Genomic DNA, 5318 nt, shown 5'->3' on the forward strand with positions numbered 1-5318 from the left:
CACCGTGATATTTATTAAGACAAAGTAAAATTGGGTAGTCACTATTACCAATTCTATATTTTTTTAATTCCCCTCTCATATAATATTGGTACTGTCTATATGTAATACTGAGATACTTTGAAAGCATAGTTTTCCTCCTAACTGTTTATATATAAACAGTATAAAGGAGAGTTAAAGCTTTGTCAATAGGAAGGAATAAAAAAAGCAAAAAAGCAAAAAGTGTCGCGGCGACATTTTTGCTTTTAAAAATTATGCCTCAAAAATGCCTTGGGGATACTGCCTTAAATAGATGGATATATATATAATAGAGTGATATAATGTAATAATTTAATTAATAAAGGAGGAAAAAATGAAGGGAATGTTATTGCTAGGATTTATTGTTTCGTTATTTGCATTTAATAATGCAAAAGTACAAGCAATAGAAAAAGTGGATTTAATAGTTAAAAATGGAATAGTATTGACTATGAATGAGGGAAAAGAAATCTTAGATGATGGTGTAATAATTGTAAAAGGAAATAAGATCGTAGAGGTAGGAGATAAAGAAATCCTAGAAAGATATTCTTCTAAAAAAACAATAGATGCAGATGGAGGAATCATCATGCCGGGAATGATAAATACTCATACTCATGTTTCAATGAGTGTATTTAGAAGTTTAGCAGATGATGTTCCAGATAGATTACATAGGTATATATTTCCTTTAGAAAATAAAATGGTATCTCAAGAGATGGTTTATACTGGAGCTATTCTTGGTTCTATTGAGATGGCAAAAGGTGGAGTTACAACTATGGTAGATATGTATTTATTTGAAGAAAGTGCAGCAGAAGCTGTAAAAAAAATTGGATTGAGAGGAGTGATGACACAAAATATCATTAAATATCCTACAGCAGATGGAAACGATGGAGACGCGAAGATAAAAATGGCAATAAAATTTGTAGAAAAATACAAAAATGATGAATTAATTACTCCTGGATTTGGACCTCATGCACCTCATACTGTAAAAGAGGAAGATTTAAAGAGAATAAGAGATCTCTCAAAAAAATATAATGTACCAGTTTCTATGCATGTAGCAGAAACGCAAAAAGAATTTGATAAATTTAAAACTAAATATAATATGACTCCTATTGAGTATTTAGACTCTATAGGCTTATTGAATGAAAGATTCATAGCAGCACACTCTATTTTTGTAACAGATAGTGATATAGAACTAATGAAAAAAAGAGATATAGGGGTAGCACATAATATGGTAGCCAATATTAAATCTGCAAAAGGTGTATCACCAGCATTAAAGATGTTTGATGAAGGACTTAGAATTGGACTTGGAACAGATGGTCCTATGAGTGGAAATACACTTGATATAATTGGTCAAATGGGATATGTAGCAAAATTACATAAATTAACAAATAAAGACAGATCAGCAATGCCACCATATAAAGTAGTGGAAATGGCTACAATGGGAGGAGCTAGAGCTATTCATAGAGAAGACCAATTAGGTTCTTTGGAAAATGGGAAGTTGGCAGATATCGTGGTTTTAGAAACAAAGTCTGCAAATATGCAACCGATATTTGATCCATATTCAGTATTGGTATACTCAGCTAATGCTTCTAATGTAAAAACAGTGATTGTAAATGGAAAAATAATTGTAGAGGATAAAAAATTATTGACCTATGATGAAGAAAAAAGTAGAAAAGCTATTCATGAATTTTCAAAGAAAGTAAAAAAAATAGCAGAAACTTTATAAGAAAAACTTAAATCTTCTTCTTTTAGAGGTAGATTTAAGTTTTAGAGGAGGAGTTAAAATGGAAAAAAATCCAAAGAAAATAACTATAAGAGATAAAGAACAAAATATAAAAAGTATTCAAGAGTATAAATATAATGAATATGGAGATCCAGTAATATTTAAAAAAATGGATAGTTTGGGAAAAATTATAATTCACTGGATATATGAATATAAATATGATAAATTAAAAAGGAAAACTATGATGAAAATATCTGATGTTGGAGCAGGGAAAGAGACGACAATGGATTATGAATATTAGAAAGAAAAAATACTTGGGATATGATATAATATAATAAATTGTTCATATAAAATAGCAGAAGAGGAGATTTATGTGCATTTATTAGATGGAGTTATATGCGGGGTAATACTTTCATTACCTTTTGGTCCACTAGCTATATATTGCATGGAAAAAACATTATCTGAAGGACGGTATAAGGGATTTATATCCTCATTGGGAATGATAACAGTAGATGTTTTTTACGGGCTTATTGCATTGTTTGGATTTAGGTATGTAGAAGGTTTATTGCGTGATTACCAAATAGAGATAAAAATAGTATCTGGGATATTAATATTAGGGTTAGGATATAAAATTTTTAGAAATAGAAAAGAGATAAAAAATATTGTAGAAGAAGATCACTTTGGCTATATAAGGTCTTACATAACAACTATTTTAGTGGCGTTTGCTAATCCTCTTTCAGTCTTTACTTTTATAGGTCTTTTTGCAATTTTAGGTGTGTCTACAGACGTGAAACACATTAGCATAAAAATAGCTTTGGGAATACTGATAGGTGGAGGAGCTCAGTGGTTTGGGATAACAGGCGCATTATCTCGTTATAGACAAAAGATAACATTTGAAACGTTAGAAACGTTAAGGCATTATGCCAGTGTAATAATTATGTTAGGCGGAGTGGCAATCACTTTGTCATCATTTATAAAAAACTAAGATATAGCTTTTTCCTATAATCTTAAAAAGGAGTAGTGAAATGGTAAAAAATTTAGACTCATACTTAAAGTATGATGCAAAGAACGAAAATGTAACAATAGCAGTAGCGATGAGTGGAGGAGTAGATTCTTCAACAGTAGCTTATATGCTAAAAAAACAAGGATACAAAGTTTTTGGAATGACAATGAGAGTCTGGACCAGTGGATCATCATGCAGTACAAATATAGATTTGAGTGATGCAAAAAAAGTATGTGATGACTTAGGAATAGAACACCACATGATTAATTTAGGAGATGAATTCAAAAATATAGTTGTAGATAGTTTTGTAAATGACTATATGGAAGGAAGAACTCCTAATCCATGTATGGTATGTAATAGACATATCAAATTTGGAAGGTTAGTACAATCAGCATTATCTCATGGAGCAGATTTTATAGCTACTGGGCATTATGCTAAAATAGAAAATGGATTACTAAAAATAGGAGACGATCCTAATAAAGATCAAGTATACTTTCTTTCTCAAATGAGAAAAGAAAATATAAAGAAATTAATGTTTCCAATAGGAGAACTTAAAAAACCTAGAGTAAGAGAGTTGGCAGAACTTTTAAATATTAGAGTATATGCAAAAAAAGAGAGTCAAGAGATCTGTTTTGTGGAAGATGGTAAATTAGGAGAATTCCTAAATGAGTTGACAGATGGAAAAGCTACTTCTGAAGGTGATATTGTAAGAACTGACGGAAAGGTAATAGGGAAACATAGAGGAGTTAGTTTTTATACTATTGGTCAAAGAAAAGGATTAGGAATTAGTTATCCGACACCACTTTATGTTATTCAAATAGATAGTAAAAAAAATCGTTTGGTAGTTGGGAATAATGAAGAATTATTCAGTTCATATTTGATAGCTAATAAAATAAATCTTTTAGGGTGTGAAAAGATAGAAAATTTAAAAAATATGAAATTAAAAGCAAAAACTAGATCTAGAGATAAATTTCATTCTTGTAGTATAAAGGTTTTAGAAAATGATAAGATAAAGATAGACTTCATTGAAGAGAAGGTTAGAGCAATAACTCCAGGGCAAGGCGTGGTGCTTTATAATTATGATGGAGAAGTTATGGCTAGCGGATTCATAGTTAAATAATAAGATCATAAAAATAAAAATTATTTGAAATAATAAAGCCCAAGTCTTTAGACTTGGGCTTTTATAAATAAAAAATTAAGAGCTGAATATTAATTGTCCGCTTCCATCAAAAGCCATAATGATTTTCATAGGATCATAGTCACCAAAACTTCTATTCCATGATATTATAGAAGCTAAAAGTAGTGTTTTATTATTAAAGTTTTGCATTATTTTTTCACCTTTTTTTAATATAAGAAACACTTTCACCTAACACACCTCCTCAAAATAATTTTGGTAATATTCCTTAATAAAGTATACCACCTATTATAAATAGAATAAAATTAAAAACCTATTAAAAATTTGATAAATTTATAGAGTCAATTATTAGACGCAGAAGAAATAAAAAAGTTTAAAAAAATTAAAAATTTGAATTTTAAAATTATTAATAAAAAAATATTTGACAAGAAGAGAAAATTAAAGATATAATTGATTATAAAATTGAATAGAAACTTCGGGGCAGGGTTTGATTCCCTACCGGCGGTAAAAGTCCGCGAGCGTAAGCTGAACTAGTGAAATTCTAGTACCGACAGTTATAGTCTGGATGAAAGAAGTTATTTAATAAAATTTTAATTTATAGTTTAAAAGCTTTTTTCTTTATGGTGTATTCAAATATGCTTATGTTAAAGTGCTTTTTTTAAAGAACTATAAAGTAAAAAAATTATTAAAAGTCTAAAGCCTCAAGTAAAACTTGGGGCTTTTTTTATTGTCTAGAAAGTTGTGTTTACCTAGGTAGAACGTCACGTTACTTTAAAAAAAATATGGGGGAAAAATTATGAAAACATTTGAAGGAAATTTTAACGGCGAAAATATCAGAGTAGGAATAGTATGTGGAAGGTTTAATGAATTTATTACTTCTAAATTATTAGGAGGAGCTAAGGATGCATTAGTTAGACACGGAGTAAACTCTGAAAATATAGATGCAGCATGGGTTCCAGGAGTATTTGAAATGCCATTGATTGCTAAAAAAATGGTAGAAACTAAAAAATATGATGCAGTAATCGCCTTAGGAGCAGTAATTAAAGGATCAACTCCTCATTTTGACTATGTATGTGCAGAAGTATCTAAAGGAATAGCAACTGTATCTATGGATTCAGGAATTCCTGTGATTTTTGGTGTTTTAACAACTAATACAATTGAGCAGGCTATAGAAAGAGCGGGAACTAAAGCAGGGAATAAAGGTTTTGACGCAGGAGTATCTGCTATCGAAATGGTAAATTTAATCCAAACAATAGGATAGCAAAACTCTGTGAACCTCATATCTGTTGTCAGTGAATCTCTGTCGTAAAAAGGGTTTAACAGTAATTTTTTTGCTTTAGTTTCTTTTACGAAGAGAAACCATAAAAAGGAAGAGTAATATATATAAGCATTAAAGGAAGGGGTTAATTATGGTAAATTTAGATGAAAAATATATGGAATTGGCC

The 5318-nt window shown here is 29.8% G+C and carries 6 protein-coding genes and 1 riboswitch; of the genes, 5 read left to right on the plus strand and 1 reads right to left on the minus strand.

The window, feature by feature from the left end:
* Nucleotides 1-349 precede the first annotated feature (349 nt).
* From WBG30_RS09780 to mnmA, 4 genes are all read left to right on the plus strand, one after another.
* The gene (locus tag WBG30_RS09780) at nucleotides 350-1738 is read left to right on the plus strand and encodes an amidohydrolase (protein WP_424504469.1); all 1389 of its coding nucleotides are present in this window, start codon (nucleotides 350-352) and stop codon (nucleotides 1736-1738) included.
* Nucleotides 1739-1796: 58 nt separating this feature from the next.
* Nucleotides 1797-2036 carry a hypothetical protein gene (locus WBG30_RS09785; RefSeq protein ID WP_424504470.1) on the plus strand — a complete coding sequence of 80 codons (240 nt, stop codon included), beginning with the start codon at nucleotides 1797-1799 and terminating at the stop codon, nucleotides 2034-2036.
* A 72-nt stretch (nucleotides 2037-2108) separates the two neighbouring features.
* Nucleotides 2109-2720, plus strand: coding sequence for a LysE family translocator (locus tag WBG30_RS09790; RefSeq protein WP_424504471.1), 612 nt, complete (start codon nucleotides 2109-2111; stop codon nucleotides 2718-2720).
* Between the two features lie 40 nt (nucleotides 2721-2760).
* On the plus strand, nucleotides 2761-3858 hold the full coding sequence (mnmA, locus tag WBG30_RS09795; protein WP_424504472.1) for a tRNA 2-thiouridine(34) synthase MnmA: 1098 nt from the start codon (nucleotides 2761-2763) through the stop codon (nucleotides 3856-3858).
* Between the two features lie 75 nt (nucleotides 3859-3933).
* Here mnmA and WBG30_RS09800 read toward each other — a convergent pair whose 3' ends face one another.
* Nucleotides 3934-4104, minus strand: coding sequence for a hypothetical protein (locus WBG30_RS09800; protein WP_424504473.1), 171 nt, complete (start codon nucleotides 4102-4104; stop codon nucleotides 3934-3936).
* A 236-nt stretch (nucleotides 4105-4340) separates the two neighbouring features.
* Nucleotides 4341-4454, plus strand: a riboswitch (FMN riboswitch).
* Nucleotides 4455-4669: 215 nt separating this feature from the next.
* On the opposite strand from WBG30_RS09800, the gene ribE reads away from it, so the two are divergent.
* Nucleotides 4670-5134 (plus strand): 6,7-dimethyl-8-ribityllumazine synthase, encoded by a 465-nt coding sequence (gene ribE / locus WBG30_RS09805; RefSeq protein WP_424504474.1) that lies wholly within the window; start codon nucleotides 4670-4672, stop codon nucleotides 5132-5134.
* Nucleotides 5135-5318 lie beyond the last annotated feature (184 nt).

The sequence above is a fragment of the Psychrilyobacter sp. genome (genome assembly GCF_049671765.1).
Taxonomy (GTDB): domain Bacteria; phylum Fusobacteriota; class Fusobacteriia; order Fusobacteriales; family Fusobacteriaceae; genus Psychrilyobacter.

What these genes read in the sequence shown, in the direction of transcription:
- WBG30_RS09785 (WP_424504470.1), top strand. Translation starts at nt 1,797, where the DNA reads ATGGAAAAAAATCCAAAGAAAATAACTATAAGAGATAAAGAACAAAAT.
- mnmA (WP_424504472.1), top strand. Translation starts at nt 2,761, where the DNA reads ATGGTAAAAAATTTAGACTCATACTTAAAGTATGATGCAAAGAACGAA.
- WBG30_RS09780 (WP_424504469.1), top strand. Translation starts at nt 350, where the DNA reads ATGAAGGGAATGTTATTGCTAGGATTTATTGTTTCGTTATTTGCATTT.
- ribE (WP_424504474.1), top strand. Translation starts at nt 4,670, where the DNA reads ATGAAAACATTTGAAGGAAATTTTAACGGCGAAAATATCAGAGTAGGA.